The sequence below is a fragment of the Nonomuraea sp. NPDC050227 genome (assembly GCF_044459705.1).
Lineage (GTDB): Bacteria > Actinomycetota > Actinomycetes > Streptosporangiales > Streptosporangiaceae > Nonomuraea.
The window spans coordinates 157,653-182,841 of sequence record NZ_JBITJF010000016.1 but is presented as its reverse complement, the minus strand read 5'-3'; the positions used below and the strand labels follow the sequence as shown (position 1 = coordinate 182,841).

The 25,189-nt window shown below is 71.4% G+C and carries 26 protein-coding genes and 2 pseudogenes; 13 read left to right on the top strand and 15 right to left on the bottom strand.

Annotated elements, in window-relative coordinates; genetic code table 11:
* Positions 1 to 28: 28 nt before the first annotated feature.
* Positions 29 to 631 (top strand): GNAT family N-acetyltransferase, encoded by a 603-nt coding sequence (locus ACIBK9_RS45445; protein ID WP_397165227.1) that lies wholly within the window; start codon positions 29 to 31, stop codon positions 629 to 631.
* Between the two features lie 18 nt (positions 632 to 649).
* On the opposite strand, the gene ACIBK9_RS45440 is transcribed toward ACIBK9_RS45445, so the two are convergent.
* From ACIBK9_RS45440 to ACIBK9_RS45430, 3 genes are all read right to left on the bottom strand, one after another.
* Positions 650 to 880, bottom strand: a complete 231-nt coding sequence (locus ACIBK9_RS45440) for a hypothetical protein (RefSeq protein WP_397165226.1) — start codon at positions 878 to 880, stop codon at positions 650 to 652.
* A 389-nt stretch (positions 881 to 1,269) separates the two neighbouring features.
* Positions 1,270 to 1,914 carry a TetR/AcrR family transcriptional regulator gene (locus tag ACIBK9_RS45435; RefSeq protein ID WP_397165224.1) on the bottom strand — a complete coding sequence of 215 codons (645 nt, stop codon included), beginning with the start codon at positions 1,912 to 1,914 and terminating at the stop codon, positions 1,270 to 1,272.
* 21 nt (positions 1,915 to 1,935) lie between these two features.
* Positions 1,936 to 2,499, bottom strand: a complete 564-nt coding sequence (locus ACIBK9_RS45430) for an NADPH-dependent FMN reductase (protein ID WP_397165222.1) — start codon at positions 2,497 to 2,499, stop codon at positions 1,936 to 1,938.
* A gap of 76 nt (positions 2,500 to 2,575) precedes the next feature.
* Between ACIBK9_RS45430 and ACIBK9_RS45425 the strand changes: the two genes are divergently transcribed.
* The 3 genes from ACIBK9_RS45425 to ACIBK9_RS45415 all read left to right on the top strand — a co-directional run bounded on the left by ACIBK9_RS45425 (position 2,576) and on the right by ACIBK9_RS45415 (position 6,348).
* Entirely contained in the window at positions 2,576 to 3,775 is a 1,200-nt protein-coding gene (locus ACIBK9_RS45425) for an MFS transporter (protein WP_397165220.1), read from the top strand.
* A gap of 140 nt (positions 3,776 to 3,915) precedes the next feature.
* Positions 3,916 to 4,479 (top strand): D,D-peptidase/D,D-carboxypeptidase VanY-N, encoded by a 564-nt coding sequence (vanY-N, locus tag ACIBK9_RS45420; protein WP_397165219.1) that lies wholly within the window; start codon positions 3,916 to 3,918, stop codon positions 4,477 to 4,479.
* Between the two features lie 6 nt (positions 4,480 to 4,485).
* Positions 4,486 to 6,348 carry an ATP-binding protein gene (locus tag ACIBK9_RS45415; protein ID WP_397165217.1) on the top strand — a complete coding sequence of 621 codons (1,863 nt, stop codon included), beginning with the start codon at positions 4,486 to 4,488 and terminating at the stop codon, positions 6,346 to 6,348.
* 1 nt (position 6,349) lies between these two features.
* On the opposite strand, the gene ACIBK9_RS45410 is transcribed toward ACIBK9_RS45415, so the two are convergent.
* The 4 genes and pseudogenes from ACIBK9_RS45410 to merB form a co-directional block, all read right to left on the bottom strand.
* Positions 6,350 to 7,042 (bottom strand): aspartate/glutamate racemase family protein, encoded by a 693-nt coding sequence (locus ACIBK9_RS45410; protein WP_397165215.1) that lies wholly within the window; start codon positions 7,040 to 7,042, stop codon positions 6,350 to 6,352.
* A gap of 73 nt (positions 7,043 to 7,115) precedes the next feature.
* Positions 7,116 to 8,495 carry a UDP-N-acetylmuramoyl-tripeptide--D-alanyl-D-alanine ligase gene (murF, locus tag ACIBK9_RS45405; protein WP_397165213.1) on the bottom strand — a complete coding sequence of 460 codons (1,380 nt, stop codon included), beginning with the start codon at positions 8,493 to 8,495 and terminating at the stop codon, positions 7,116 to 7,118.
* Complete coding sequence (locus ACIBK9_RS45400) at positions 8,492 to 9,469, bottom strand: D-alanine--D-alanine ligase family protein (protein WP_397165212.1); 978 nt, start codon at positions 9,467 to 9,469, stop codon at positions 8,492 to 8,494. Before ACIBK9_RS45400 ends, murF begins: the two co-directional genes overlap by 4 nt.
* 101 nt (positions 9,470 to 9,570) lie before the next feature.
* Positions 9,571 to 9,813: pseudogene (merB, locus tag ACIBK9_RS45395) on the bottom strand (organomercurial lyase); the annotation flags it as partial.
* A 122-nt stretch (positions 9,814 to 9,935) separates the two neighbouring features.
* Between merB and ACIBK9_RS45390 the strand changes: the two are divergent.
* From ACIBK9_RS45390 to ACIBK9_RS45380, 3 genes are all read left to right on the top strand, one after another.
* On the top strand, positions 9,936 to 10,631 hold the full coding sequence (locus ACIBK9_RS45390; RefSeq protein WP_397165210.1) for a hypothetical protein: 696 nt from the start codon (positions 9,936 to 9,938) through the stop codon (positions 10,629 to 10,631).
* A 276-nt stretch (positions 10,632 to 10,907) separates the two neighbouring features.
* Positions 10,908 to 11,255 (top strand): helix-turn-helix transcriptional regulator, encoded by a 348-nt coding sequence (locus tag ACIBK9_RS45385; protein WP_364086743.1) that lies wholly within the window; start codon positions 10,908 to 10,910, stop codon positions 11,253 to 11,255.
* Positions 11,252 to 12,433, top strand: coding sequence for an MFS transporter (locus tag ACIBK9_RS45380; RefSeq protein ID WP_397165209.1), 1,182 nt, complete (start codon positions 11,252 to 11,254; stop codon positions 12,431 to 12,433). The genes ACIBK9_RS45385 and ACIBK9_RS45380 overlap by 4 nt, the downstream gene beginning before the upstream one ends.
* A gap of 90 nt (positions 12,434 to 12,523) precedes the next feature.
* Here the strand turns inward: ACIBK9_RS45380 and ACIBK9_RS45375 are convergent, their stop codons facing one another.
* A complete protein-coding gene (locus ACIBK9_RS45375) occupies positions 12,524 to 12,721 on the bottom strand; it encodes a hypothetical protein (RefSeq protein ID WP_397165208.1) in 198 nt (65 codons plus the stop codon).
* Between ACIBK9_RS45375 and ACIBK9_RS45370 the strand changes: the two genes are divergently transcribed.
* Positions 12,716 to 12,907, top strand: a complete 192-nt coding sequence (locus ACIBK9_RS45370; protein WP_397165206.1) for a tyrosine-type recombinase/integrase — start codon at positions 12,716 to 12,718, stop codon at positions 12,905 to 12,907. The genes ACIBK9_RS45375 and ACIBK9_RS45370 overlap by 6 nt on opposite strands.
* Before the next feature lie 74 nt (positions 12,908 to 12,981).
* Here the strand turns inward: ACIBK9_RS45370 and ACIBK9_RS45365 are convergent, their stop codons facing one another.
* The 3 genes from ACIBK9_RS45365 to ACIBK9_RS45355 are packed head-to-tail and all read right to left on the bottom strand — an operon-like array spanning position 12,982 to position 15,670.
* Complete coding sequence (locus tag ACIBK9_RS45365) at positions 12,982 to 14,199, bottom strand: NADP-dependent isocitrate dehydrogenase (RefSeq protein WP_357969726.1); 1,218 nt, start codon at positions 14,197 to 14,199, stop codon at positions 12,982 to 12,984.
* 53 nt (positions 14,200 to 14,252) lie between these two features.
* The gene (locus ACIBK9_RS45360) at positions 14,253 to 14,552 is read right to left on the bottom strand and encodes a DUF3017 domain-containing protein (protein ID WP_358282322.1); all 300 of its coding nucleotides are present in this window, start codon (positions 14,550 to 14,552) and stop codon (positions 14,253 to 14,255) included.
* Positions 14,549 to 15,670 (bottom strand): citrate/2-methylcitrate synthase, encoded by a 1,122-nt coding sequence (locus tag ACIBK9_RS45355; RefSeq protein WP_397165204.1) that lies wholly within the window; start codon positions 15,668 to 15,670, stop codon positions 14,549 to 14,551. The genes ACIBK9_RS45360 and ACIBK9_RS45355 overlap by 4 nt, the downstream gene beginning before the upstream one ends.
* A 181-nt stretch (positions 15,671 to 15,851) precedes the next feature.
* On the opposite strand from ACIBK9_RS45355, the gene ACIBK9_RS45350 reads away from it, so the two are divergent.
* On the top strand, positions 15,852 to 16,502 hold the full coding sequence (locus ACIBK9_RS45350; protein WP_352362084.1) for an FHA domain-containing protein: 651 nt from the start codon (positions 15,852 to 15,854) through the stop codon (positions 16,500 to 16,502).
* Positions 16,503 to 16,735: 233 nt separating this feature from the next.
* On the opposite strand, the gene ACIBK9_RS45345 is transcribed toward ACIBK9_RS45350, so the two are convergent.
* The gene (locus ACIBK9_RS45345) at positions 16,736 to 18,148 is read right to left on the bottom strand and encodes a glycoside hydrolase family 10 protein (RefSeq protein WP_397165203.1); all 1,413 of its coding nucleotides are present in this window, start codon (positions 18,146 to 18,148) and stop codon (positions 16,736 to 16,738) included.
* 205 nt (positions 18,149 to 18,353) lie between these two features.
* Here ACIBK9_RS45345 and ACIBK9_RS45340 point away from each other — a divergent pair, with 205 nt between their 5' ends.
* Both ACIBK9_RS45340 and ACIBK9_RS45335 read left to right on the top strand, forming a co-directional pair.
* Complete coding sequence (locus tag ACIBK9_RS45340; protein WP_397165201.1) at positions 18,354 to 19,784, top strand: glycoside hydrolase family 3 protein; 1,431 nt, start codon at positions 18,354 to 18,356, stop codon at positions 19,782 to 19,784.
* Complete coding sequence (locus ACIBK9_RS45335; RefSeq protein ID WP_352328557.1) at positions 19,769 to 20,641, top strand: MurR/RpiR family transcriptional regulator; 873 nt, start codon at positions 19,769 to 19,771, stop codon at positions 20,639 to 20,641. The genes ACIBK9_RS45340 and ACIBK9_RS45335 overlap by 16 nt, the downstream gene beginning before the upstream one ends.
* A 28-nt stretch (positions 20,642 to 20,669) precedes the next feature.
* Here ACIBK9_RS45335 and ACIBK9_RS45330 read toward each other — a convergent pair whose 3' ends face one another.
* The gene (locus ACIBK9_RS45330; RefSeq protein WP_397165200.1) at positions 20,670 to 21,200 is read right to left on the bottom strand and encodes an IclR family transcriptional regulator C-terminal domain-containing protein; all 531 of its coding nucleotides are present in this window, start codon (positions 21,198 to 21,200) and stop codon (positions 20,670 to 20,672) included.
* Between the two features lie 44 nt (positions 21,201 to 21,244).
* Here ACIBK9_RS45330 and ACIBK9_RS45325 point away from each other — a divergent pair.
* Positions 21,245 to 21,409, top strand: a pseudogene (locus ACIBK9_RS45325) (ABC transporter ATP-binding protein); the annotation flags it as partial.
* Entirely contained in the window at positions 21,406 to 22,989 is a 1,584-nt protein-coding gene (locus ACIBK9_RS45320; RefSeq protein ID WP_358282310.1) for a thiamine pyrophosphate-dependent enzyme, read from the top strand. The pseudogene ACIBK9_RS45325 and the gene ACIBK9_RS45320, both read left to right, overlap by 4 nt.
* A 6-nt stretch (positions 22,990 to 22,995) precedes the next feature.
* On the opposite strand, the gene ACIBK9_RS45315 is transcribed toward ACIBK9_RS45320, so the two are convergent.
* Positions 22,996 to 24,147, bottom strand: coding sequence for a C45 family autoproteolytic acyltransferase/hydolase (locus tag ACIBK9_RS45315; RefSeq protein WP_397165198.1), 1,152 nt, complete (start codon positions 24,145 to 24,147; stop codon positions 22,996 to 22,998).
* 76 nt (positions 24,148 to 24,223) lie between these two features.
* A complete protein-coding gene (locus ACIBK9_RS45310; RefSeq protein WP_358282305.1) occupies positions 24,224 to 25,069 on the bottom strand; it encodes a bifunctional methylenetetrahydrofolate dehydrogenase/methenyltetrahydrofolate cyclohydrolase in 846 nt (281 codons plus the stop codon).
* Positions 25,070 to 25,189 lie beyond the last annotated feature (120 nt).

The following is a 25,189-nucleotide window of genomic DNA, read 5'->3' as shown; positions in this document are numbered from 1 at the left end:
ACCTCGCCCCGCGCATAAGATGTGACCGGTGATCGACTCCACCCACCTGCCGCCGGTCGAGCTGCGTACCGAGCGCCTGCTGCTGCGGCCCTGGCGCCCCTCCGACCGCGAGCCCTTCGCGGAGCTCAACGCCGATCCCGAGGTCATGGAACACTTCCCCGCCACGCTCAGCCGCGAGCAGAGCGACGCGCTCGCCGACGCCAGCGACGACCTGATCACCCGGCAGGGCTGGGGACGCTGGGCGCTGGAACGGCTGGACACCGGCGAGTTCATCGGCTTCACCGGCCTGCACCGGCCGACGTTCGAGGCCCCCTTCATGCCCGCGACGGAGATCGCCTGGCGGCTCGACCGCAGGTCGTGGGGGCACGGCTACGCGAGCGAGGCGGCCACCGCCGCGCTCGGCTTCGCCTTCGACCGGCTCGGCCTGGCGGAGGTGGTCTCCTTCACGGCCACGGTCAACACCCGCTCCAGCGCCGTCATGCGCCGCCTCGGGATGGTCCACGACCCCGAGGGGGACTTCGACCATCCCGTCCTGCCGCCCGGCCACCGGCTGCGCCGCCACGTCCTGTACCGCCTCACCGCGAGCGACTGGCGCCGCGCGAACGGGCGCGCGGAGCGCGTGAGCGGGTGAGACGGCCCCGGCGGGGGCTCAGTCGCCGCCCCGGCCCAGGGGGCCGAACGCCACGTCCTTCTCCTGCCCCAGGACCTGGTCCTGCGGGCCGTACGCGGTGCGGGGAGACGCCGGCGTGCACAGGACGAAGCCGGCCCGGCTGCCCACCAGAGCGGTCGTCCCCCACCTGTCCCGGAAGTCCGCCAGCAGCCGGAAGTACTCGACCGCGCCCTGCTCGGGGAGGCGCCGGCTGCCGTCCATGTTGTGCACCGGACCTCCCTTCGGCATGCACTCGCGTACGGTCCGCAACTGCTCGGGGGTGCCCGGGCCAGGGTGATGCGCGTCTCGACCTCGTGCGTACGGTCCGCCGTGGCCCGGTCGGAAGGGCTCCACGGCCCCCTCCATCACCTCGAACGTCGCTCGCTCACCCCGAGCGACCAGGCGCCCAGGCGCGCCCCGGTCAGAGCGCGAAGTCCACGGCGAACCTCTGGTACACCTGCTCCTTGGCCGTCTTCGCCCTGGGCGAGTAGGCGGCGTAGGACATCGTGCGCCGGCTCGTCGCAGAGGAACGGGAGATCACCGCCGACCAGCTCGGTCGGATCGCGCCCTACCTGCGGGCCCACATCAGCCGCTTCGGCGCGAACTTCTGGCGCATCACGCTAAGGGACGGTGGGGGCGTAACTGCGCAGGAAGACCCGCACGCCGATGGTGACGAGCTGAGTGATCTCCTCCTGGGGCAGCGGGACGGCGCCGTAGAACGTCTGCTGGTTGACATCGGTGACGGTCAACAGGGTGAGGTGGGCGGCGGCGCTGTCGGCGTCATGGATGTCCAGCAGGCCGCGGTCGGCGATCCGGCGCAGGTACGGCGCCAGGCGCAGGTGCGCGGTCTGTGGTCCGGCTGCGATCCAGGACTTCAGGATCGGCGGGGGGATGTGGGCGGCCTCGGCCTCGATGGCCCGCACCAGAGCGAAGTGATCGGGGAAAGAGGTCACTGCGGCGACCCGGTCGAGGGAGAAGTCGATCAGATCCTGCTCCAGGTCCACGATTTTGCGCAGGTGCCGGTCCATGATCTGTGCGATCGCGGCGGTGACGTCCTCGGCGCCTTCCAGCGCGACGGTCAGGAACAGCTGTTCCTTGTCGGTGAAGTGGTTGTAGACCGTCCGCTTGGACACCCCGGCCGCGGCGGCGATCGAGTCCATGCTGGCGCGGGTGTAGCCGTCGCGGCCGAACACCCGGCGAGCGGCTTGGGTGATCGCCTGCCGCTTGTCCGCTCTGCCGTACGGCTCGGGCCGGCTCAGGGTCATCGGTGTCCTTTCGGGCTGGGGCTACTTGGCCGCAGTGTACGGGCGGACCTTGCGTGACAGGGCGTTGAGCAGTTCTCGCAGCAGGTCGGCGGTGCAGGGGTCGCTCAGCTCGCGTTCGCTGGTGAAGCGGGTGTCACAGTGGAACACCGTGACCTCCGGTTTGACCACGACTTCGGCCCCCACCGCGGCCAGGATCTGGCGGAGGGCGAGTTGCGCGCGTACCGAACCGAACGGTCCCGGTGAGGCGCCTGCGATGGCCACTGGCTTGCCGCGCAACAACCCTTCGGGTGGGGTGCTCGCCCAGTCGATGGCGTTCTTCAGTGCGGCCGGGACCGAGGCGTTGTGTTCCGGGGTGGCGATCAGCAGGGCGTCGGCGGCGGCGATGCGGGCCCGGAATTCGGCGACCGTCACGGGTGGCGTACCGCTGTCCAGGTCCTGGTTGTAGAGCGGCAATCGGCCCAGGTCGTCCTCGATGGCGATGGCCGGCCCCCCGAGGCTCAGCGTGCGTGCCGCGTGCAGCAGTGCGGTGTTGTGGGACTGCGCGCGCAGGCTGCCGGACAGGGCCAGGATGGTCAGCTCGTTCATGTCTCTCCTTCGGTGGACGAACATCAAACTACACCATCGAGTGCATGTTTTACACTAGCTGGTGTACTTTGAGCGAGTGATCCACGCGACCGCACACAACGGACGGATCTCCGTCCTCTCCCTCGCCTTGCTGGCGACCCCGACCTCACTCAGCGCCAACAGCATCACCACCGTCATCCCCGCCCTGGCCCACGCGCTCGACGTCTCGACCGCCGACGCCACCTGGGCCGCCACCGCCTTCGGCTGGGGTGGCGTGCTGGGCGCCCCACTCACCGCCGCGCTGCTGCGCACCCGCGGCAGCCGCGTCGCCACACTCGCCAACGCCGCCCTGGTGCTGCTCGGCACGCTCCTGGTGGCACTCGCGCCGGCGCTGCCGATGCTCCTGGCCGGACGCGCCGCTCAGGCCGCCGGCGGGGGCGGTCTGGTGACCCTCGCCATCACCCTGGCCGGGACGACCTCCCGGACAGGCGTGATCACCGCCGGAGTCGGCCTCGTCGGCGCGTTCGGCCCGCTGGTCGGCTCTACCCTGTCAGCGATCTCCTGGCGGACGCCGCTGCTGCTGTCCCTGCCCGCACTGCTGGCCGTCCCCGCCATCCTGCGCCACGCTCCAGCACACCCCCACGATCATGACGCCGGACCCACCGACGCCTCCGCGCCCACCGACATCGTCGGCATCCTGCTGGTGATGACGTTGATCAGCGCGTTCATCCTGACCCCGCGCCTGGGCCCGGCCACACTGGCCGCAGCCGCCGTCGCGACCGCGCTCCTGACCCTGCACATCCGCAGGAGCAACGCCGGGTTCGTCCCCCGGGCGGTGGTGAGCTCCCGCGTGTTCGTCATCGCCTCGGCGACCGCGTGCGCGCTGTCCACCTCCTACTTCGCCCTGCTCTACACCGTTCCCAGAATGCTGGAACGCCACTGGCCGGCCGAACGGATCGGGCTGGCGACGCTCGTCATGCTGGCCGCCGGCTCAATCGCCTCGCTGCTGTTCACCCGCTGGACCTCCCGGTACGCCCCCGCCCTCACCCGGACGGTCCTCCTGACCGCCGGCGCCGTGGCCGTGGCCCTGCCGCTGACCGCGCCCTGGCCGACGGCCCTCGTAGCGGCCAACGCGTTCGCAGTGTTCGCCGCCACGGCGGCGATGGCCTGGCACTCCGATCGCGCCGGCAAGGCCGTCCCAGGCGAGCATCGAGCCACCGCGCTCGCCCTGTTCACCCTGTGCTACCAACTCGGCGGCGCCTTCGGTCCGGCGCTGGCCAGCCTCCTGATCGCGTAAGCGAAGGCTCCGGTCCCGGCACTGGAGGATGCCGTCCGGCCGTCCTGGCAGTTCGCCCGAGGCGCACAGCCTGGGGCCGTCGACAAACGGTGACATTCGGCGGACGATGCGCTCATATTTGGCGCCAAGGGTGGTTCGTCATGGACGAACCACGCACCATCCCTCCCCGGCCCCGAGACAGGCTGTACGCCGCGGCCACGCTGGTGCTCGCCGTACTGCTGCTGCCGCCGGCCTTCGTTCGCCATCCAGGCCGCGCCCGCGAACTGGCCTGCCGCTGGGCGTTGCGGATGCGATTCCCCGCCGAGAACCTCGCCGGGCTCACCGACGGCGCGATGGCCGCGTTCACCGCGGCGCGCACCGAGGCGCTGTGGCGTCACGGCCAGCTCATCGGCGTCACCTCCGGATACCGCGACCCCGTCGTCCAGCAGCGGATGTTCGACGACGAGGTGCGCCGCTCCGGCTCTCCGTCCCTGGCCCGCATGCTCGTGCTGCCACCGGCCGAGTCCAGCCACGTCAAGGGCATCGCCCTGGACGTGCGCCCGCACGAAGGCGCTCGCTGGCTGGAGGAGCACGGCGCCCGCTACGACCTCTACCGCCTGTACGACAACGAGTGGTGGCATTTCGAGCACCGCCCGGACAGGCGGGGCATACCGCCGCGACGGCTCCCCCACCCCGGCGTGCACCACCTCTTCGAGAAGGGGTAGCGATCCATGTCCGGTTCTCTGGAGCGGCGGCTGCGCGCGGCGCGCGAGATGACGTTCGTGGGGCGGGAGGAGGAGCTCGCGGTCTTCACCACGGCGCTGTACAGCGGCGCCCGCAGCGTCCTGTACGTGCACGGTCCGGGCGGCATCGGGAAGTCGGCCCTGCTGCGGCGCTTCGCCGACGAGGCCGAGACGGCGGGGCGGCCCGTGTCCATGCTGGACGAGCGCCTGATGGACCCGGCGGCCTGCCAGGACGACGCGGTGCTGCTGTTCGACGGTTTCGACCGCGTGCAGAACCTGGAGGGGTGGCTGCGCGAACGGTTCCTGCCGCGGGTGCCCGCGGGGGCGCTGGCGGTGATCGCGGGACGGAACCCGCCGGATGTGCGCTGGCAGGCGGACCCGGCATGGGCGGGGTCGCTGGAGGTGCTGCCGCTGCGCGATCTGCGGGCCGCGGACGCGCACACCCTGCTGGACGCCGCCGGCGTGCCGGCCGAGGTGCGCGAGCCGCTGCTCGCCTTCGCCGGCGGTCACCCGCTGGCGCTGCTCCTGGGGGCGGCCGTGGCGGCGAAGGACGGCGGGCGATGGAAACCTGATCAGGACCTGGTGGCCGAGTTGCTGGATCAGCTGGTGGGCGAGCTGCCCTCGGCCGCGCACCGGCGTGCCCTGGAGATCTGCGCGCACGCGTACACGACGACGGAGGACCTGCTGCGGGCGGCCTTCCCCGAGGACGCGGGGACGCTGTTCCGCTGGCTGCGGCGGTTGCCGTTCGTCGAATCGAGCGGTCTCGGGCTGTTCCCGCACGGCGTGGTCCGGCGGCTGCTGGAGGCGGACCTGCGCTGGCGGGACCCCGAGGCGTACACGGTGATGCACGAGCGCGTGCATGCGCGCGTGGCGGACAGGGTTCGCACGGCGAGCGACGCGGACGTGCCCGGCGCGGTGGCGGCACTGCTCCATCTCCACCACGGGCCGCCTACCGGCGACGGCGAGTTCCAGGAAGAGTCCTTGCCGCAGGCGGAGGCGGAGGCCGGCATCCTGGTACAGGAGGCGGCATTCTGGGTGGAGCGTCAGCCGGAAGCGTTCCGCCTCTATCGAAGCGCCGAGACGGGCGAGCCGGTGGCTCTCTCCGCGTGGCTGCGGTTGACGGAGCTCGATGAGGAGGAGCTGGCGGCCGATCCCGTCGTGGCCGCGGCGTGGGCGCACGCGCGCGCCACCACCCCGCTGCGCGCCGGTGAGCACCTGGCGGTCAGCAGGCAGTGGGTGCTTCCGCCGTACCGCGGTAACGCGCTGTTGCTGGAACTGATCCAGTGGCGAGCGCTCGGCAACTGTCTACGGGCCGAACGGCTGGCCTGGTCGTACATCGAAGCACGCACGGAGCGGTACCACGGGATGCGTGACATCGCCGGCGGCCTGTTCGTCCATGACTGGCGGGCGGTGCCCGCGCGGGCGTGGCTGGAGCAGATGGTCAAGAGGCCCGCCAGCGGCCCTGGCGCCGCGACGGCGAGACTGGCGGTGCTGTCCAGGGAGGAGTTCGCCGACGCGGTCCGCGGAGCGTTGCGCAGGTTGCCGCGGCCGGACGAGCTGGCCGCCTCCCCCCTGGCGCGCACCAGGCTGGTCGCCGAGGAGCAGAATCCCGCCACGGCACTGGGTGACCTGCTGCGCCAGGCGATCGGCGACCTGAGCGAGGACCCGCGCTCGGTCAAGTTCCACCGGGCGCTGTCCGTCACGTTCCTCTGCGGTACGCCCACGCAGGAGCTGGCCGCGGAACGGCTCGGCATCCCCTTCACCACCTATCGCCGCCACCTGGCGGCCGGCATCGAACGGGTCTGCGCCGACCTGTGGCACCGCGAGCTGTACGGCACCAGCCGTACGTGAATCACTCGGCGAGGGCGAAACCGACCGCCGCCTCGGCGTGCAGCCGGGCGCTCGGCAGCACAGGGATCGGGCTGTGCTTCTCACTGATCAGCAGCTCGATCTCCGTGCAGCCGAGGACGACGCCCTCCGCGCCGTCGTCGGCGAGGTCCTGGATGATCCGCGCGTAGGCGTCCCTGGACGCTTCCCTGATCACCCCGCGCACCAGCTCGTCGAAGATCACGTCGTGGACCAGCTTCCGCTGTTCGCGACGCGGGACGACCACCTCGACGCCGTGGGCGGCCAGCCGATCCAGGTAGAAGGGCTCCTCCATGGTGAATCTGGTGCCGAGCAGGCCGACCTTGCGCATGCCCCTGGCGCGGATCTCGACGCCCACGGCGTCGGCGATGTGCAGCACCGGCACGCCCACGGCCCGCTCCACGTCGTCGCTCACCCGGCTGAAGGTGTTGCTGCAGACGAGCAGGACGTCGGCGCCGGAATCCTCCAGTCGCCTGCCCGCACCGGTCAGCAACGTGCTCACCTCGTCCCAGCGGTCGGCGAAGATGAGGTCCTCGACCGTCGTGTAGTCGACCGACCAGATGAGGCTGTTGGCGGAATGGCTGCCGCCGAGGTGCTCGCGGGTGCGCTGGTTGATGATCTGGTAGTAGATCACCGTCGATTCCCAGCTCAACCCGCCGATAAGACCGATGGTGCGCATGGAACTCCGTTTCGCCGGCTCGTCGCCGGAAGGCTTGACAGGGTGGCCGGTCATTCTGCAGAGCAGAAGCTGTTCAGGCGTCGGCCAGCGCGCGGGCGCAGGCGCCGAGCCCGATCTCGCTTGAGGCCTTGACGAACACCACGTCGCCCGGTTCGAGCAGCGAGCCGGCCAGCTCGGTGGCGCCGGACACGTCCTCGACCGTGTGGACGGCCACGCCCCGGTTCGCGGACTCCGCCGCCCACGCCATCGCGAGCGGATCCCCCTCCCCTACCGCGATCAGCACGTCGAAGCGGAGGTCGGCGACGAGCCGGCCGATCTCGGCGTGCCGGGCGCGCGAGGTGTCCGCCTGCTGCCCCATCGCGCCCAGCACGGCGACGGTACGGCGGGCGCCCGCCATCGCCCGCACCGCCCGCAGCCCGGCCTTCATGGACTCGGGGCTGGCGTTGTAGGCGTCGTCGACGATGGTGATGCCGTCACGTCGTTCGACGATCTCCAACCGGCCCGCGGAGCGCCGCCGGGCGGCGTTCAGTCCCTCGGCGATCTCGGCGGCGCCCAGGCCGAGCGCGGTGGCCACGGCGGCGGCGGCCAGCGCGTTGCCCACCTGATGCTCGCCCATGAGGTCGAGCGTGACCGGGGCGCTGCCGCCCGGCGTCACCAGCTCGAACGCGGGCCGCGCGCGGTCGTCCAGCCGCACGCCTTCCGCCCGCACCTGTGCCCCCGCCGCCGCGCCGTACAGCAGGACCTCGGCCCTGGTACGGCCGGCCATCCCGACGACGTACGGGTCGTCGGCGTTGAGCAGCGCGAACCCGTCCGCCGGAAGCGCCTCGACCAGCTCGCCCTTGGCCTCGGCTATGTCGGCCGGCCCGGATCCCATGCGCTCCACGTGCGCGCTGCCGACATTGAGCACCAGCCCAAGCTGCGGTGGCGCGAGTCCGGTCAGGTACGTCAGGTCGCCCTTCCTGCTCGCTCCCATCTCCAGCACCAGGTACCGGGTGGCGGCATCGGCGCGCAGCACGGTGAGCGGCAGTCCGAGCTCGTTGTTGAACGACCTGTCCGTGGCGACCGTCTCGGCGTGCCGTTCGAGCACCTGCGCCAGCAGGTCCTTGGTGGTGGTCTTGCCCACGGAGCCGGTCAGGCCGATCACGGTCGGGCTGATGCGTCCGAGCAGGTGCTTGGCCAGCACGCCGAGCGCGAGCTGCACGTCGTCGACCACGAGGGCGGGCACGCCGACGGGCCGCGAGGCCAGCACGGCGACGGCGCCGCCCGCGACGGCACGGCCCGCGTAGTCGTGGCCGTCTACGCGGGCGCCGACCGTCGCGGCGAACAGGCCGCCGGGCACCACCTCGCGCGAATCGACTGCCGCGGGCGCCGTCACCAGCGCCCGCGGATCGCGCACGTCGTGCAGGCTCGCGCCGACGACCTGCGCGATCCTCTCCAGCGTCGTGGCGATCACTTGCCGCTCCTGACGGTCACTTGCCTGCTTCTGGCGAACGCGAGGTCGATGAGGCGGCGCAGCAGCTCCGGGTACGGGACACCGCTCTCGGCCCAGGCCCTGGCATAGACGGAACGGGCCGTGAAGCCGGGCATGGTGTTGATCTCCAGCACGTACAGGCGTCCCGACTCCTCCTCGTAGAGGAAGTCGACCCTGGCCAGGCCGTAACCGCCGATCGCCCGGAAGGCGCGCAGCGACATCTCGCGCACATCCTCGGCCACGCGTTCGGGCAGGACGGCGGGGATCGTGGCGATCTCGGCATTGCTGAGGTACTTGGCCTCGTAGTCGAGCCAGTCGCCTGGCACGAGGAGCTCGCCGGGCAGCGACGCCTCCGGGAAGTCATGACCGCCGAGCACGCTGCAGATGAGCTCGCGCGCGGCTACCTCCTGCTCGACGATGACCAACCGGTCGTGTGTCAGCGCCAGCTCCACACCCGCGCGCAGCTCCTCCATCGTGGTGACACGCGAGATGCCGATGGAGGAGCCCAGACCGGACGGTTTCACGTACATCGGCCAGTCGAGCGACTTCACCAGCCCCCAGGAGTCGATGGTGGCGCGCCATTCGTGCTCGGTGAACCACACACCCGGGGTGACGGGGATGCCCTCCGCCAGGAACGCGCGCCGCATCGCGACCTTGTCCATCGCCACGGCGGAGGCCAGGACGCCGCAACCCACGTACGGGATGCCCAGCGTCTCCAGGTGCCCCTGGACGACGCCGTCCTCGCCGAACGGTCCGTGCAGCACCGGGAAGACCACGTCCACCTGATCGCGTCGCAGCTCCACCGGCCACCTGCCCTGGCGGTCGATGATGACGGGCACGGGCTCGTACAGCTCCTTCGGCAGGGCGTCGAGCACGGCGTGTGCCGACAGCAGCGACACCTCGTGCTCGGCGGACGGCCCGCCGGCCAGCACCGCCACGCGTACGCGTTCTGTCACTATCGATCAGCCTTCCTCGGTGGGACGGTCGCAGGACCTGCCCGCCGAGTGTCGGCATTTCACCTGACCAGTTCCCAGGCCATTCACTGTCCAATTTCCGGCTATGGGCGCATGAGTGGGCCGAAGATGTCCACGCCCATCTCCCAGGCTTGGCGCTGGGCGAGCAGCCGTCCTGCCGCCTGCGGGTGCGCCTGGCTCCACGCCTGTGCCGCCGCGCTGTCGGCGAAGAAGCTGACGTGGCCGCAGCGCACCTCCCCGGCGGCGCCCTCACAGCAGGCCTGCTCCTGGTGCTGGCCGTAGAAGACCACGGCGGAGGCCGGCTCCCACCTCCCCTGGTCGCCGCAGGCGGGAACGGTGACGGTGACCGGGCGGCCGGTACGTCCACTGGACGACGGCTCTCGTACGGGCCGGTGTCATCCCGAAGCGCAAGCGCGGCGAGCCGCACCAGGCCGCGCGCGAGCACGGCATGCATGCCCTGCGGCACTTCTACGCCTCAGTGCTCCCGGACGCCGGCGAGAACATCAAGGCCCTCAGCGAGTACCTCGGGCACCACGATCCGGGTTTCACCCTGCGGACCTACACCCAACAGGACCTCGAACGCCTCCTGCCGGCGGGCAGGGTCTACGCTGTGCCTCGCGGCCACCGCATGATCTTCATTCTTCACACACCGATGATCAGCAATGGCCGCGCCCGCATCCCTTCCGTGTCCCGCACGGGGCACGCAGCGTTCGCCCGCCGCCTCGCACCAGGAGGACACATGCAACGCGGTGAAGTCTGGTGGGTCGACTTCGATGAGCGACGCCCTGTCGTGCTGCTCTCGGACGAGGAGTCATCCGGGTTTCAGGCGATGCAGGTCGTTGCGCCAGCGGGCGTCGAGATGAGCGGCCTGGGCGTTGAAGTGGCTGTAGGAGCCCCGGAAGGGCTGCCCTTCGAAGGCGTGCTGCGGTTCGCGTTCCCGCGTCCAGGCTTTACTCCGTGCACATGGCTGACCACCGTGGCACGGGACGACCTGATCGAACGGGCGGGCGCGTTGTCCTCCGTGAAGCTCAGCGAGGTTGGAGAAGCCGTCCGTGCCGCTGGAGAGAGGAGGGAGTGGACCCCGATGACGGCTGCCAGGTTCAGCGAGATCAAAGATGCCCGCCGTCTCGAAGGAAGTGAGTAGCGGACGCCTGGCTGCCCAGCCCGATCTCGTCGACGACTGACCGCTGCCCCCTCTCCACCGCACTCCAGCAACAAGATCACGATCTACGGCTGGAGTACTGGGGTCTGCACGGAGTTCGGATCTCCAGCCCGGCCAGGCGGCTGTCAGGCGTCTTGTCGAACCGGCTCTCCGTGCTGACCTGGCCTGCTTTCGGATCCGGCGCACCGCCTGCAGATCGATTTGATCGTTCGAGAATTCTCGCACTATCATCGTGCGAAAATTGTCGAACGATTGAAGGTGGTTCCGTTGGCGCCGGCACGGGTGTACCAGCATCCCGAGGTTGATGAGATCGCGATCCCGCGCGTGCTGTTCGCGTTGAGTGAGCCGCTGCGGTTGTCGATGGTGCGGATGCTCGCGGAACGCGGCGAGGTGGACAGCATCGAGCTGGGCCCGGACCTGCCGCGCTCGACGCTCACGCATCACACCAGCCTCCTGCGCGAGTCCGGGGTGGTGTTCGTCCGTGCCGAGGGACGCAAGTGCCTGATCCGACTTCGCGACGACGACCTGGAGGCGCGGTTCCCCGGATTGATCGACACCGTGCTCAACGGCTACCAGGAAGCCGCTCCCACGCAGGAGGACGCGTGATCCGCCGCGTCTGGCCGCTTGTCGCCGCCGCGATCGCGCTGGGGATAGACGCCTACGTTCTCGCCGGGGTGCTGCCCTCGATCGCCGATTCGCTCGCCACGACGGTCGCGGCGGTCGGCCTGGGGGTGACGGCCTTCACCGCCGCGTACGCCCTGGCGGGACCGTTGTTGTCCGGATCGCTGATCCGCGGGAGCACCGCGAGGGCGCTGCTGATCGCGTTGGGCGTGTTCAATCTCGGCAACCTCGTCACCGTGGTCTCGCCGGGGACCGAGGTGTTCCTCGCCTCGCGGGTGATCGCGGGCGCCGGCGCCGGCGTGCTCACCGCTGTGGCGACCGCAGCCGCCGCCGCCATGGTCGCCGACCACGAACGGGGGCGCGCCATGGCCATGGTGACCTTCGGCCTGTCCACCGGGACGGTCGCCGGAGTGCCGGTCGGGATGCTCATCGGCGACCGGTTGAGCTGGCGATGGACCATGGCCCTGGTCGTCGCGGTCGGCCTGCTCAGCATGGTGGCCCTGGCCGTCAAGGCGCGAACGATCCCGTCGTTGCCCGCTTCGCGTGGTCCCGCCTTCGCGGTGCTGCGTTCGGCGAGGACGCTCGTCGGGGTCGCCGCCGCGTTCCTCCTCGGTGTGGCCAGTCTCGGGCTCTACACCTATCTGCTGCCCATGGCCGAGGCGCGAGGGCTCCAGGACTGGGGATTCGCGCTGGTGTGGGCCTGGGGCATCGGCGGAGTCGCCGGCTCCGCCCTGGTCGGCAGGCCGCTGGACGCCTTCGGGCCCCGTACGCTGCTCATCGTCCTGCCGGCAGTGCTCCTGGGGGGCTTCGCCGTCTTCTGGATCTCCGCCACACCGGCGGCCTGGCTCGTCGCGGCGGCGTTGTGGGGGGCGGCGGGGTGGGCGAGCGTTCCGACCCTGCAACAAGCCCTGACCGGGACCCGGCCCGAGCGGGCGATGCCGATCGTCGCGTTCCAGATGGCGGCGATGTATCTCGGTTCCGCCGCGGGAGCCGCCGCGGGCAGCGGTCTGCTCGCCAACGGCGTCGATCCGGGCGATCTGCCCGCATGGGCGCTGATCCCCGCAGCCCTGGCGTTGCTGCTCACCTGCCGGCTCAGCATCGGCACGCTCCCCGCTCATGCCCGGCGCCCCGCCTCCCGCCTCGCCTGCGAAGCCGCAGACTGAGCGGGCGACACGCACGACACCTCGGTGGCGTCGTGTTCCTCCGGCAGGCGGTCGAACGGCGGGAACGATCGCCGTCGCGGCAGGCCGGCCCTAGTCGCTCTCCGACGAATACTTCCGAGCGACGACGGCGTTGAACTCCGCCACCAAACCATCGTCCGCGTACGCCTTCAGGTCTGCTTGCAGGTCTCGGATGTACCGGAGATAGCGCTCCGACTTGAGCGGCCCGGCGAGGTCGATGGCCTCCAGCGCGACGAGCCGCACCAGGCCGCACGCGAACACGGCATGCACGCCCTGCGGCACTTCTACGCCTCAGTGCTCCTGGACGCCGGCGAGAACATCAAGGCCCTCAGCGAGTACCTCGGGCACCACGATCCGGGTTTCACCCTGCGGATCTACACCAACCTCATGCCGAGCAGCCAGGACCGGACGCGGAACGCCGTGGCCGCCGTGTTCGCGTCCGGCCCGAAGCTTTGACGGCCCAGAGACGGCCCGGGCATGCGAAACGGCCTCTACCGTACGACGAAGTCGCAGGTAGAGGCCGCTTTTTCTCAAGCAGACATCTTCTTCTTGAGGTTCTCGTCCAGGGCGGCCAGGAAGTCCTGGGTGGTGAGCCACTTGGCGTCGCCGCCGACCAGCATGGCGAGGTCCTTGGTCATCTGACCGCTCTCGACGGTCTCGATGCAGACCTGCTCCAGCTTGTTGGCGAAGTCGGTCACGGCGGGGGTGTTGTCCAGCTTGCCGCGGTGGGCCAGGCCACGCGTCCACGCGAAGATCGAGGCGATCGGGTTCGTGGAGGTGGGGTTGCCCTTCTGGTGCTCGCGGTAGTGGCGGGTCACGGTGCCGTGGGCGGCCTCGGCCTCGACGGTCTGGCCGTCGGGGGTCATGAGGACGGAGGTCATCAGGCCGAGCGAGCCGAAGCCCTGGGCGACGGTGTCGGACTGCACGTCGCCGTCGTAGTTCTTGGCGGCCCAGACGTAGCCGCCCTCCCACTTGAGCGCCGCGGCGACCATGTCGTCGATGAGGCGGTGCTCGTAGGTGAGCCCGGCCTTGTCGAAGTCGGCCTTGAACTCGGTCTCGAAGACCTCGGCGAAGATGTCCTTGAAGCGGCCGTCGTACGCCTTGAGGATGGTGTTCTTCGTCGACAGGTAGACCGGGTAGTTGCGGGCCAGGCCGTAGCGCATGGAGGCGCGGGCGAAGTCGCGGATCGACTCGTCGAGGTTATACATCGCCATGGCGACGCCGCCGCCCGGGAAGTCGTACACGTCGAGCTCGATCGGCTCGGAGCCGTCCTTCGGCGTGTACGTGAGGGTCAGGGTGCCCTCGCCGGGGATGACCAGGTCGGTGGCGCGGTACTGGTCGCCGAAGGCGTGACGGCCGACGACGATCGGCTTGGTCCAGCCGGGCACGAGCCGCGGCACGTTCGACATGATGATCGGCTCACGGAAGATCACGCCGCCGAGGATGTTGCGGATGGTCCCGTTGGGGGACTTCCACATCTTCTTGAGCCCGAACTCCTCGACCCGCGCCTCGTCGGGGGTGATGGTGGCGCACTTCACACCGACGCCGTACTTCTTGATGGCGTTGGCGGCGTCGATGGTGACCTGGTCGTCCGTCGAGTCCCGGTACTCGATCCCCAGGTCGTAGTACTTCAGGTCGACGTCGAGGTAGGGAAGGATCAGCTGGTCCTTGATGAACTGCCAGATGATCCTGGTCATCTCGTCGCCGTCGAGCTCGACGACCGGACCCTCCACCTTGATCTTGGGCATGCGAATGGTTCCCCTTCAATGAATGGATGCGTTGAGGCTATCGGACCGTCCCGTCAACCGGCCAAAAGGGACAGGAGCCAGGCCTTGAACCCGTTGTTGTACAGCGCGAGCGAGGTCAGGGCCATGAGGAAGCCGAACGCGATCAGCGTGATGACGTCCGTCTTCTTGTCGCGGACGGCCAGTTGCCCGTCGAACCCGGCGAACCGGAGCGCGGCGGCGACCATCAGCACACCGCCCAGCGCGAACCCGCCCCAGCGCGGGTCCACCAACAGGATCACGAGCACGGCGGCGACCGCTCCCGCCACGATCAGCGGGAACGGTCCCCAGCGTTCACGTTCGTTCTCTCGGCTCAACGCTCTTCTATTGGCTTCCACTTCTGATCGCGCTCGCCAATGTATTCACTGTCGGGCCGGATCAGCCTGTTGTCGGCATGCTGCTCGATCACGTGCGCGGTCCAGCCGGACATGCGGCTGATCGAGAAGACGGGGGTGAACAGGTCCGTCGGAATGCCAAGGTAGTGGTAGACCGACGCCGCGTAGAAATCGACGTTCGGATAGAGGCCCTTCGTCTCGAAGACGACCTCCTCCATCTCCTTCGACATCCGGTAGTAGGTGTCGTCGCCGGCGGCCTCGGCCAGCTCGGCGGACATGCGGCGCAGGTGCGTCGCGCGCGGGTCCTCGGTCTTGTAGACGCGGTGGCCGAAGCCCATGATCTTCTCGCCCGCGGCGAGCTTGTCGCGCACGGCCTGGGCCACCCCGCCCGGCGGGATCGACTCCAGGGTCTTCATGACCTGCTCGTTCGCGCCGCCGTGCAGCGGGCCCTTGAGCGTGCCGATGGCCGCGACGATGGCCGAGTGCATGTCCGACAGGGTCGCGGCGCAGACGCGGGCGGCGAACGTCGAGGCGTTCATCGTGTGGTCGGCGTGCAGCACCAGGCACTCGTCGAAGATCTCGACCGCACGCCGCTCGGGGGCGCGTCCGGTGACCTGGAGCAGGAAGTTGCCGGCGATGCTGAGCTCGGGGTCGGCCTCGGGGACCGCGCCGCCGGTGCGCGCGGCGTGGTAGCGGGCGACCAGCACGGGCTGCTGCGCGGTCAGGCGGGCCGCCTTGCGCAGGTTCGCGTCGGGGGCGGTGGAGTCCTTGTCGGGGTCGTCGGCGCCGGAGAGTGAGACGAGGGAGCGGAGCGCCTCCATGGGTTTCTGCTTCTCGGCGATCTCCGCCACGTTGGCGGCGACCAGCGCGCCGAGCTCCCTGCCCTGGGCCAGGTCGGCGCCGTACGCCTCCAGCTGGGCCCGGTCGGGCAGCCTGCCGCGCTGCAGCAGGTACGCGGTCTCCTCGAACGTCGCTCGGCCGGCCAGATCGTGGATGTCGTATCCACGGTAGAACAGGCGACCGGCCTTGCCGTCGATGTCACTCAGCGCTGTGGACGCGGCGACGACATCGGCCAGGCCTTTCGTGGGCTTGTCCGCCATGAGTGTTTCCTCCGCTTATCTTCCTCCGAAGTCTACCCGTGAGCAGGTAAAACCGTTCGCAGAGGTCCAGACCAATTTCACGGGGGATTCTCCTTTCGGCAAAGGAGATTCCGCATCCCCTCGGTTGGGTAAGCCGGAGCTGTAGTAATAGTTACGGCGGGCTACCTGGGGAGGAACTGCCGTGGAGGGGCCGTTCATACGCATCGAGGACACCGGCGACGTGGTCCCGTTGCGCCCCGAGATCACGACGGTCGGGAGAGGCCGGGGTGTGGACATCCGGCTCACCGACCCCAGTGTGTCTCGACTCCATGCCGAGTTCGTCAGACGAGGACCCTACCTGTACGTCGTTGACCTGGGCCTGTCCCGCAACGGCACACGGGTGAACGGCAGGCCGATCGCCCGGAGGGTCCTTGACGACGGAGACGTCGTCTCGTTCGGCGCGGCGCGGGGTCGCATCGGTGGAGTCCCTCGTGAGGACTTCACCCCCGAGGTCGAGCTGCGCAGGGCGGCGGCGCCCGAGCTGACCAGGCGCGAGGTCGATGTGCTGACCTCGCTCTGCAGGCCGGCGCTGTCCGACGAGGCGTTCGTCGCTCCGGCGACGGCGCGCGAGATCGCCGACGACCTGGTCGTGACCGAAGCCGCGGTCAAGCAACACCTGCTGCGGCTGTACCAGAAGTTCAGGATTCCTGAGGGCACCAACCGCCGCACGCGCCTCGCCAACGAGGTCGTCGCGCTCGGGCTGGTGCGCCCGACCCCTGTGGTGCCACCACAGCGGTCGGCGGGCGCCGCGGCTGAGCAGCAGCCGTCGGCGGCCGGTAGGAGGGCTTCCTAGAGGGAGCCAGATCGCGACCGGGGCTTCGGCGAGGGGTTCCGGCAGCGTCGGAACCATCGAGAGATCACTGCGCTCACCCCTGCTGGGCGCGGAACGGGCGACGGCGGGCGACCGCGGGCCGACAGGCCGGTGGCGCGCGCCGTGCTCGACGCCGGTCAGGGAACGTGCCGGCGACGCGCGCTGGCGAGCCATGCGCGCGACGCCGGAGGTCAGCGTTCCTTCACCGGCGTCCTTCAGATCACCCGGAAACCGTGGCTGGGCTTGCTGGTCCTGTTGGCCCGGTCGACGGCGACCGCGTAGTAGTGGTCGCCGCGCTTGCCGTCGGGGTCCGTCCAGCGGATCTGGCGGTCGGCGGGCACGACCGCGACCAGGTTGCGCGCGTCGGCGAAGGCGTTCTGGCCGGCCTCGTCCGGGAAGCGGAAGATGGCGAACTGGAACGGCTCGTCCCGGCCGGTGGCGACCACGCGCACCTCGACGCCGCCGGTGCGGCGCAGCGCGTACGCCACCACCGGGCGGCGCGGCGGCTCGCCGTTGGCCAGGCGGGGCAGCACGGGCGCGAGCGCGGGGCGCTGGTAGTGGTCGTTGACGGCGGTCGTGATGGAGGCGAGCCGGTCCACCTTGACGTCGTTGGCGTTGTACCAGATGTCGCCGCCGACCTCGGGGTGGGCGCGGTTGAGCGTCAGGTGCCTGGACAGCTCGTCCGGCTTCTGCCACTCGGCGGCCTGGGCCGGGTCGCCCGCCTTGTACGCCGCCTGCCCGATCCACAGCAGCGTGTTCGTGCCCGCGGCCACGTCCGACCACCACGGGACGAGCTTGGAGTAGTCGGCCGGCGGCTGCCCGATGTACCAGTAGAGCTGCGGCGCGATGTAGTCCAGCCAGCCCTTCTTGACCCAGCCGCGGGTGTCGGCGTGCAGGTTGTCGTAGGACTGGCCGCCGTTGGTCTCGGAGCCGAGCGGGTCGGTGCCCTTGTTGCGCCAGATGCCCGACGGGCTGATGCCCCAGGCGATCTCCGGCTTGGCCTGCAGGACGCGCTGCTGCATCTCGCTGACCATGAGGTCGACGTTGTTGCGTCGCCAGGAGGCCAGGTCGGGGAAGCCGGCGCCGTACTTGGCGAAGGCGGCGCTGTCGTCGAAAGCAGTGGTGTTGGTCGGGTAGAAGTAGTCGTCGAAGTGCAGGCCGTCGATGTCGTAGCGGGTGATCGCGTCCATCATCGCGTCCTGGCAGAACTTGCGGACCTCGGGCATGCCCGGGTTGTAGTAGAGCTTGCCGCCGAACGGCAGGATCCAGTCGGGGTTCTTGCGGCCGGGGTGATCGGGGTGCAGCTTGCTCGGGTCGGGCTGCATCGACACGCGGTAGGGGTTGAACCAGGCGTGGAAGGCCAGGCCGCGCTTGTGGGTCTCCTCCACGGCGAACCCGAGCGGGTCGTAGCCGGGGTCCTGGCCCTGGGTGCCGGTCAGGTACTGCGACCAGGGCTCGAACGGCGACGGCCAGAACGCGTCGGCGGTCGGCCTGATCTGCACGAACACGGAGTTGAGCTTGCGCTGCACGGCCACGTCGAGCCAGGCGAGGTATTCGGCCTTCTGCTCGTCGGCGCTCAGCCCCGGCTTCGAGGGCCAGTTGATGTTGACGACGGAAGCGATCCACATGCCGCGCATCTGACGCAGCGGGGGGACGTAGTCTGCCTGGGCGAAGGCCGGCAGCGGCACGGCTGACGCGGCGGCGGCGAGAGCGAGACCCTTCAGGAGAGTCCTTCTGCTGGGCATGGGGGGTGGCCTCTCGACAATGGTTGTGTCGAGGGCGACGATGACAGAAAATTACCTTCAGATCAACAACCGTGAAGGAAAATGCCGCATGAGCGCAGAGCTGGTCCGACTTGCGATGACGGTGCTCCAGCCGGGGTTCGAAGGGACGTCGCCTCCCGACTGGCTGCGCCGCGCGCTGGGCGAGGGCCTGGGCGGCGTCATCCTGTTCGCCCGCAACTCCATCGGCGAGCAGCTCGTCCGTTCGGTGCGCGCCGAGAACCCCGGCGCGATCGTCGCGATCGACGAGGAGGGCGGCGCGGTCACCCGGCTCGAAGTGCTCGCCGGCAGCTCCTTCCCCGGCAACCGGGCGCTGGGCGTGGCCGACGACGTCGAGCTGACCGAGCGGGTCGGCCGGCAGATCGGCCGGATGCTCGCCGAACTCGACATCTCCCTCGACTACGCCCCCTCCGCCGACGTGAACGCCAACCCGGAGAACCCGGTCATCGGCGTGCGCTCCTTCGGGCCCGACCCCGAGCTGGTCGCCCGGCACACCGTCGCGTACGTGGCCGGGGTGCAGGGCGCGGGCGTGGCCGCCTGCGCCAAGCACTTCCCGGGGCACGGCGACACCACCACCGACTCCCACCTGGCGCTGCCCACCGTGCACGCCTCGCGGGCGGTGCTCGACGAGCGCGACCTGCCGCCGTTCCGGGCCGCCATCGCGCACGGGGTGCGCTCGATCATGTCCGGCCACCTGCTCGTGCCCGCGCTCGACCCGTCGATGCCGGCCACGCTCAGCCACAGCGCCCTGACCGACCTGCTCAGGGGCGAGCTCGGCTTCGACGGCGTGGTGGTCACCGACGCGATCGAGATGCAGGCCGTGGCCGCCATGTTCGGCCCCGGCGAGATCGCGGTGCGCGCGCTGGCCGCCGGCGTCGACACCATCTGCGCCGGCCGGGCCGACGAGCGGAGCCTGCACGAGATGCGCGACGCCGTCGTCGAGGCGGTGCGCACGGGCCGGCTGGCGGAGGAGCGGCTGGCCGAGGCGGCCGGCCGGGTGCTCGCCCTGTCCACCTGGTACGCCGAGCGGTCCGAGCTGCGCGAGAAGGCCCGCGCCGACATCGACGAGGGCGTCGGCCTGGAGGCCGCCAGGGCCGCGCTGACCACCACCGGCACCGCCGTGCTCGACCGGGGGCCGCTGGTCGTGGAGGTCAACACCCGGCTCAACCAGGCGGTCGATCCCGCCACGCCGACCGGCATCGCGGCGGCGCTGGCCGCCCGGCTGCCGAACACCGCCAGGGTGCGCCTCGACCGCGACGGCGAGCTGCCCGCCTTCGACGACCGTCCCGTGGTGCTCGTGGTGCACGACGCGGCCCGGCATCCGTGGGTGCGCGAGGCGCTGGCGCGGGCGCTGGCCGTCCGGCCCGACGCGATCGTGGTGGACACCGGCATCAGCGACGCGCCCGTCGGGGCCGCCCATCTCGCCACGCACGGCATCTCCCGCGTCTCCGCGCAGGCGGCGGCCGAATGGCTGACCCGTTGAACACCGAGCCCGCGAACCCGGTCGCCACCGTGCGGGCGGTGCTGCCGTCGCTGACCCCGGCGGCGCAGGCCATCGGGCGCATCATCCTGGACGACCCGGGGCTGGTCGTGCGGAGCACGATCACCGAGTTCAGCGCGGTGTCGGGCACCAGCGAGGCGACGATCGTGCGCACCGCGCGGGCGCTCGGCTTCGCCGGTTACTCGCAGATGCGCTTCGCGCTGGCCGCCGCCGTGGCCAAGCAGCCCGAACGTCTGGTGCCCGGCGACCTGGCCCCCGACGACCCGCTGACCGACGTGATCGCCAAGGTGGCGCGGGCGGAGTCCGACGCGCTGGCGGACACGGCGGCGCAGCTCGACCCCGACCAGCTCGGCGAGGTCGTCCAGGCCATCGCGGTGGCCCGGCGGGTGGACGTCTACGGCGTGGCGGCTTCCGGGCTGGTGGCCGCCGACATGTCGCAGAAGCTGCTGCGCATCGGCCTGTCCAGCCACCCGTTCAGCGACGCCCACCTGGCCCTGACCAGCGCGGCGCTGCTGCGGGACGGCGACGTCGCGGTGGCCATCAGCTGCAGCGGCGAGACGCCCGACGTGCTGGTCCCGGCCCGTACGGCGGCCGAGGCGGGGGCGCTGATCGTGGCCATCACCAACAACCCGCGCTCGTCGCTGGCCGACCTGGCCAGCCACACGCTGGTGTCGGCCGGCCGGGAGACCGCCTTCCGGCCCGGCGCGCTGGCCAGCCGGATCAGCCAGCTGCTGATCGTCGACTGCATCTTCGTCGGCCTGGCCCAGCGCACCTACGACCGGGCCGAGGCGGCGATCCGGGCCACCCGCGACGCGACCGACCGCTACCGCAACCGGTGACGGACGGCAGGCGACCGACAGGAGGGCGTCAGGCGCGGGTCACCGAGACCTTCGCCAGGTCGGCCTCGATGCGCGCCGCCGTGGCCAGGAGCTCCGGCAGCAGCCCCGTCCTGACCTGGTGCAGGCTGGTGCGGCCGGCGTGCGTGGAGACGTTCACGGCGGCGACCGTGCGGCCGGCGTGGTCGCGTACGGGCGCGGCGACGGACCGCAGGCCCTCCTCCAGCTCCTGGTCCACCATCGCCCAGCCGCGCAGGCGCACCTGCTCCAGCGCGGCCCGCAGCGCGTCGGGCCGCACGACGTGGGGGCCGGCGACCTCGGGCAGCGACAGGCCGGACAGGTAGGCGTACCCGAGCTCCAGGACGCGCGGGGTGAGCGCGAACAGCCGGCCGTCGTTGCGCACGTAGCCGAGGTCGGCCAGCGTGATGAGGAAGCGCCTGGCGGCGGCGCGGCTGAGGCCGGTCGCCCGCGCCACCTGGCTGAGCGTCAGCTCGGGCGCCGCGGCGCTGAACGCGCGGATCACCGCCAGCCCTCTGGCCAGCGACTGCACATGATCGACCATGGTGATCCCTTGACAGAAGCCGACAAGGGCGTAGTTTCCGCCACGAGCCGTTCGCCGCCGCGGACGCGCAGACCAGGGCCGACCTGGAGGACCTGGCCATCGACCTGCCGCGCGACCGGGACCAGCTCACCACCCGGTCGCTGCCGCGTTTCGGCGAGCTGCGCGGGCAGGTCCACCGGCGGATCCAGCAGGCGAGAGGGGCACGATGAGCACAGTGCGGGCAGCGGCGTTCGAGGTGCTGCGGCGGTACGGCCTGACGACGATCTTCGGCAACCCCGGCTCGACCGAGGTGTCGCTGCTGACCGGCCTGCCGGACGACCTCCGCTTCGTGCTCGCGCTGCACGAGGGCTCGGTCGTCGGCATGGCCACCGGCTGGGCCATCGGGCACGCCGAGCCCGCGCTGGCCGTGCTGCACACCACGGCCGGGCTGGGCAACGCGGTGGGCGCCCTCGCCACGGCCCGGGTGAACCGGGCGCCCCTGGTCGTCCTGGTGGGGCAGCAGGACCGGCGGCACCTGGCGCTGGAGCCGTTCCTCGCCGGACGGCTGGCCGGGCTGGCCGGCGACTACCCGGTGTGGACCGACCAGCCGGTGCGGGCGCAGGACGTGCCCGGCGCGCTGGCCAGGGCCTTTCACGAGGCGGTCACGCACCGGGGCCCCGCCCTGGTCGTGGTGCCGATGGACGACTGGGACGCGCCCTTCGCCGGCGAGACCCCGGCGGCCCCGGCCCGGGTGCTGCGGCCCGCCGCCGTGCCCGACGCCGGCCTGGCGCCGCTGGTCGAGCTGCTGGCCGGGGCGCGGTCACCGGCGATCGTGGCGGGGGCGGGAGCGGCTTGGGGGCCGCTGGTGCGGTTGGCCGAGCGGCTGGCGTGCCCGGTGTTCCAGGAGTCGTTCGGGGCACTGGCGGGGTTCCCGCAGGACCATCCGCAGTACGCGGGGGTGCTGCCGGCCGACCGGGAGCGGCTGCGGGCCGTGCTCGCGCCGCACGACGTCGTGCTGGCCGTGGGGGCGCCGGTGTTCCGGCAGTACCCGTACGCGCCGGGGCCGCTGGTCGAGCCGGGGACGGCGGTCGCCGTGGTCACCGACGACCCGGCCGAGGCGCACCGGAGCCCCGCCGACCTGGCCGTCCTGGCCCCGCCGGGGGCCGTCTGCGAGCGGCTGGCGGCCCTGCTGCCGGCCCGTCCCGCCGCCGCGGCGGCCGTTCCACCGGCCCCGGCTCCTGAGGTGCCCGGCGGGGAGCCGTTGCGGCCCGCGTACGTGCTGCGCGAGCTGGCCCGGCGGCTGCCCCGCGACGTCGTGCTGCTGGAGGAGACCCCGTCGTCCCGTCCCGACCTGCACCGGCTGGTCCCGGCCAGGAACCCGCTGGGCTTCGTCTCGGCGGCCATGGGCGGGCTCGGGTTCGCCGTGCCGGCCGCGGTCGGCCTGCGCATGGCGCTGCCCGGACGCCCGGTGGTCGCGGTCGTGGGCGACGGCTCGGCGCTGTACGGCGTGCACGCCCTGTGGAGCGCCGCCCACTACCGGGTGGGCGCGCTGTTCGTCGTGCTCGCCAACGGCCGCTACGCGGTCATGGACCGGCTGGCCGACCGGCAGGGCGGCAAGGCCCCCTGGCCGCCGTTCGCGGAGGTGGACATGGCCGCGCTGGCCAGGTCGCTGGGCTGCCCAGCTCGGCGGGTGGACGGCCCCGCCGAGCTGGGGGCCGTGCTCGACGAGGTGATCCCGTCGCTGGCCGCCCGCGAGGAGCCCCTGCTGCTGGACGTCACCGTGGCCGTGGACCGGGACTTCCGGCCGTGAGCCGGGTCACCAGGCCGGAGGGCGGCGACCGTCGTCGGCTGCCGGGTCGAAGCAGAGCTCGGGGGCGGCGTCCGGCTTGAACACCTCGTCCAGGGCCCACCGCTCGTACGGGCGGGCGCACGGCGGCGCGCCGGCGATCGCCAGCTCGCGGGCGTCGAGGTCCATGACGACGGAGTAGACCGTGTGGCACTCCTCGGCCGGGCCGGCGTCGGGGTCGAGGTGGCGGCAGACGCCGTCGGGGAAGGAGTAGTGGTCGCGCAGGGCCGCGACGACGTGTTCGAGGCCGACCGCGCGCTCGGCGGCGGTGTCCTCCAGCAGGTGGCGCACGCGTTCGGGGCGCAGCAGGGTCAGGCCGGACCTGGCCGCCTTCATGTCCTCCAGCGGCAGCTCGGCCTCGAAGTGGTTGGCGTGGGTGAGCAGGCCGTCGCGCGGCAGCAGCGCGCCGAACGCGCCCGGAGCCACCTCCAGGTCGATGGCCTCGCCTCCGGCGTCGGCGATCAGCAGGTTGCCCGAGGAGACGCGCGGCACGTCGAGCACCTTGCGGTGGGCCCGGCTCATGCGGTCGGACTGCAGCACCCCGCGCAGCAGGAAGTGGTACGGGACCCCCGCCCCGGCCTGGTCGCGGTCGGACTGCAGGCGGTTGGCGCACACGCCGAGCCCCGCCGAGTTGAGCCCCGACTTGGCGAGCATGCCCGCCTCGGCCAGCGTGAGCACCGCGAACCCCTCGGTGTCGCGGGTGGCCAGCAGGAAGGTGACCGCGCCCTGCTCGGGATGCCAGTCCCAGTTCTGGGCGAGCAGGGTGTGGCCGTCGCGGGTGTACTTGGGCAGGACGGCCAGCGCGGTGCAGCCGTCGTCGTGGTAGCCGGTGCCGTCGAGCAGCTCGGTACGGGCGTTGAGCGCGGCGATGTGCTCGACCGGCTGCGCCGCGCCCGCCGCCAGGCCCGCCAGCATGGCGGCGATGCTCGGGTCGTACGCCCTGGCCACGTCGAGGAAGGTCTGGCCCCAGCGCAGCACGTCGGCCGAGGAGAGCCCGGACTTGTCGCGGAACCGCCGCAGGTAGGTCTCGACGCTCCGCGCGACCAGGTCGGCGGTACGGTGGCCGACCTCGGCCCCCATCTCCTCGTAGGTGCCCTCGACAGCGATGAGCGGGGTGTCCATGAATCGGCCTTCCGTGATGGGGGTAGGGCTGGCTCTTCTTCCCATTCCCCCCATCAGGGCTTCATCCCCCGATCACTCAGGAACGCTCGGCCGCCTCCACGACGTTGGACAGCAGCAGCGCGCGGGTCATCGGCCCGACCCCGCCCGGGTTGGGGGTGAGGAAACCGGCGACCTCCTCGACGTCGGGGGCCACGTCACCGGCGATCTTGCCGTGGACCCGGGACACGCCCACGTCGAGGACGGCCGCGCCGGGCTTGACCATGTCCCGCGTGATGAGCTCGGGCACGCCGGCCGCGGCCACGACGATGTCGGCGCGGCGCACGTGGGCGGCCAGGTCGTGGGTGCCGGTGTGGCAGAGGGTCACCGTGGCGTTCTCGCTGCGGCGGGTCAGCAGCAGGCCGAGCGAGCGGCCGACGGTGATGCCGCGGCCCACCACGACGACGTCGGCGCCCTTGATCGGCACGTCGTACTCCTGGAGCAGCAGCACGATGCCGTGGGGCGTGCAGGGCAGGGGCGCGTCGACCATGTGGACGAGGCGGCCGAGGTTGACCGGGTGGAGGCCGTCGGCGTCTTTGGCCGGGTCCATGCGCTCCAGCAGCGCCATCGTGTCGATCTGCTTGGGCAGCGGGAGCTGGACGATGTAGCCGGTGCAGGCCGGGGACGCGTTGAGCTCGTCGACGGCCGCCTCGACGTCCTTCTGGGTGGCGGTGGCCGGGAGGTCGACGCGGATGGAGGCGATGCCGACCTCGGCGCAGTCGCGGTGCTTGCCCGCGACGTAGATCTGGCTGCCCGGGTCGTCGCCCACCAGGACGGTGCCCAGGCCGGGCGTGATGCCGCGGTCCTTGAGCGCGGCCACCCGGGTCGCGAGGTCTGCCTTGATCCTGGCGGCTGTCGCCTTGCCGTCGAGTTTCACTGCGCTCATGCCGTCAATCCTTCCATGACTGGTCGGCTTCCCTGCACCGGCCGCGCGTCCGTCCACAGTTTTTCCACAGATGGGAGGCAGGCGGCGTCCGTTGTCCACAGGGAAACGATGACATCGTTG

What these genes read in the sequence shown, in the direction of transcription:
- ACIBK9_RS45330 (WP_397165200.1), bottom strand. Translation starts at nt 21,200, where the DNA reads ATGGTCGATCATGTGCAGTCGCTGGCCAGAGGGCTGGCGGTGATCCGC.
- ACIBK9_RS45335 (WP_352328557.1), top strand. Translation starts at nt 19,769, where the DNA reads ATGGCTGACCCGTTGAACACCGAGCCCGCGAACCCGGTCGCCACCGTG.
- ACIBK9_RS45310 (WP_358282305.1), bottom strand. Translation starts at nt 25,069, where the DNA reads ATGAGCGCAGTGAAACTCGACGGCAAGGCGACAGCCGCCAGGATCAAG.
- ACIBK9_RS45315 (WP_397165198.1), bottom strand. Translation starts at nt 24,147, where the DNA reads ATGGACACCCCGCTCATCGCTGTCGAGGGCACCTACGAGGAGATGGGG.
- ACIBK9_RS45345 (WP_397165203.1), bottom strand. Translation starts at nt 18,148, where the DNA reads ATGTGGATCGCTTCCGTCGTCAACATCAACTGGCCCTCGAAGCCGGGG.
- ACIBK9_RS45320 (WP_358282310.1), top strand. Translation starts at nt 21,406, where the DNA reads ATGAGCACAGTGCGGGCAGCGGCGTTCGAGGTGCTGCGGCGGTACGGC.
- ACIBK9_RS45415 (WP_397165217.1), top strand. Translation starts at nt 4,486, where the DNA reads ATGTCCGGTTCTCTGGAGCGGCGGCTGCGCGCGGCGCGCGAGATGACG.
- ACIBK9_RS45410 (WP_397165215.1), bottom strand. Translation starts at nt 7,042, where the DNA reads ATGCGCACCATCGGTCTTATCGGCGGGTTGAGCTGGGAATCGACGGTG.
- ACIBK9_RS45430 (WP_397165222.1), bottom strand. Translation starts at nt 2,499, where the DNA reads ATGAACGAGCTGACCATCCTGGCCCTGTCCGGCAGCCTGCGCGCGCAG.
- ACIBK9_RS45365 (WP_357969726.1), bottom strand. Translation starts at nt 14,199, where the DNA reads ATGCCCAAGATCAAGGTGGAGGGTCCGGTCGTCGAGCTCGACGGCGAC.
- ACIBK9_RS45370 (WP_397165206.1), top strand. Translation starts at nt 12,716, where the DNA reads ATGCACGCCCTGCGGCACTTCTACGCCTCAGTGCTCCTGGACGCCGGC.
- ACIBK9_RS45435 (WP_397165224.1), bottom strand. Translation starts at nt 1,914, where the DNA reads ATGACCCTGAGCCGGCCCGAGCCGTACGGCAGAGCGGACAAGCGGCAG.
- ACIBK9_RS45355 (WP_397165204.1), bottom strand. Translation starts at nt 15,670, where the DNA reads ATGGCGGACAAGCCCACGAAAGGCCTGGCCGATGTCGTCGCCGCGTCC.
- ACIBK9_RS45340 (WP_397165201.1), top strand. Translation starts at nt 18,354, where the DNA reads ATGAGCGCAGAGCTGGTCCGACTTGCGATGACGGTGCTCCAGCCGGGG.
- ACIBK9_RS45390 (WP_397165210.1), top strand. Translation starts at nt 9,936, where the DNA reads ATGCATGCCCTGCGGCACTTCTACGCCTCAGTGCTCCCGGACGCCGGC.
- vanY-N (WP_397165219.1), top strand. Translation starts at nt 3,916, where the DNA reads ATGGACGAACCACGCACCATCCCTCCCCGGCCCCGAGACAGGCTGTAC.